Source organism: Acidobacteriota bacterium (assembly GCA_030949985.1).
Lineage (GTDB): Bacteria > Acidobacteriota > Polarisedimenticolia > J045 > J045 > JALTMS01.
Map to the genome: position 1 here is coordinate 1 of JAUZRX010000111.1, position 1,378 is coordinate 1,378.

Consider the following 1,378-nt stretch of genomic DNA (forward strand, 5'->3'; position numbering starts at 1 on the left):
TGAAGGTGATTCGCCAGGTGTTGCCCGGGTCCTGAGCCCCGGACGGGACCGCGGCGAGCGGCAAGACCGAACGCTTCAGTTGGCCTGCCGGCCGGGCTGAAGTCCACGCCGGCAGGCCCGATAACCAGCACACACGGGGAGGCGCATCCCCGGTACGGACCGAGCCCGGGAGGGCCTTGCCGGACGCGCGGACGGGCGCGGCAGGCGAAGGCGCTGGGGGCGGCGGTGACGGAACCGCCGCCCCCAGCGCCTTTTTTCATGGGCCGGACCTGGAGATGCGAAGGGGCCCCCCACGACGTGAAACCGCCGTGGGCGGGGATGCGGGCCGCCATCCGGTATGAGGCCCGCAGGCCCCGGTGCGGATGGGGGCCGGTATCCCGGCAACGAGACGGACATTCGACAGGAGGTGGGAAACATGAAACTGAATCTGCCGGTCACCGGCCGCGAAGAGCCGGTACGCGAGGACGACATCATCCTCTCCACCACGGAGCTGAGTGGCGTCATCAAGAGTGTGAGCCCGGATTTCCTGCGGGTCTCGGGCTTCCCCGAGGAGGAACTGGTCGGCAAGAGCCACAATGTCGTCCGTCATCCCGACATGCCGCAGGCGGCCTTCGAGGACCTGTGGAAGACGCTCAAGACCGGCCGGCCGTGGATCGGGATGGTCAAGAACCGTTGCCGCAACGGGGATCGCTACTGGGTGGATGCCTTCGCCAGTCCGGTGTACCGGGACGGCGAGCCCGTCGAGTACCAGTCGGTGCGGGTCCGCCCGGAAGCGGAGGCGGTGGGCCGCGCGGAGGCGCTCTACCGCGGCCTCCGCGAGGGCGGGTCGGGCCGGCGCCGGCTGCGGGCGACCCCCTCTTTCCGCCTCCGCCTGTGGCTCCTCTCCCTGGGGAGCGCGATGCCCCTGCTGCTGGTCGGCGTGGTCGATACCACCATGGCATGGAAAGCGGTCGCGCTGGCGCTCACCGCCGGGTTCGGCTGGGGCGGCGCCCGTCTGCTCACCCGCCCGCTGCAGCGACTGGTGGCACGGGCGGGCGAGACCATCGGCAATGCCGACCGCAGGCTGGCCGAATATGTCTATACCGGCCGTACCGACGAGTTCGGCACCCTCGGCCTGGCCCTGAAGGCCGCCAGGGCGGAGACCATCGCCGTCGCCGGACGGATGGAGGAGGCCTCCCGCACCCTGGGTCAGACCACGGAGGGACTGAACCGGGCGACGGGGGAGGCCGCGGCCGCCACCCGGCTGCTGCACGAGCAGACTGCGATGCTGGCCGCCGGCATGAACCAGATGTCCGTCAGCGCCCGGGAGGTGGCCGCCAACGCCAGGCAGGCGGCGGAGGCGGTCGCCGGCGCCGACCAGGAGGCCCGGGCCGGTGTC

The 1,378-nt window shown here is 71.6% G+C and carries 1 protein-coding gene; it reads left to right on the top strand.

Annotated elements, in window-relative coordinates:
• Nucleotides 1-415: 415 nt before the first annotated feature.
• Nucleotides 416-1,378 (top strand): PAS domain-containing methyl-accepting chemotaxis protein (locus Q9Q40_14980; GenBank protein ID MDQ7008523.1); only part of this gene is annotated, 963 nt, incomplete at its 3' end.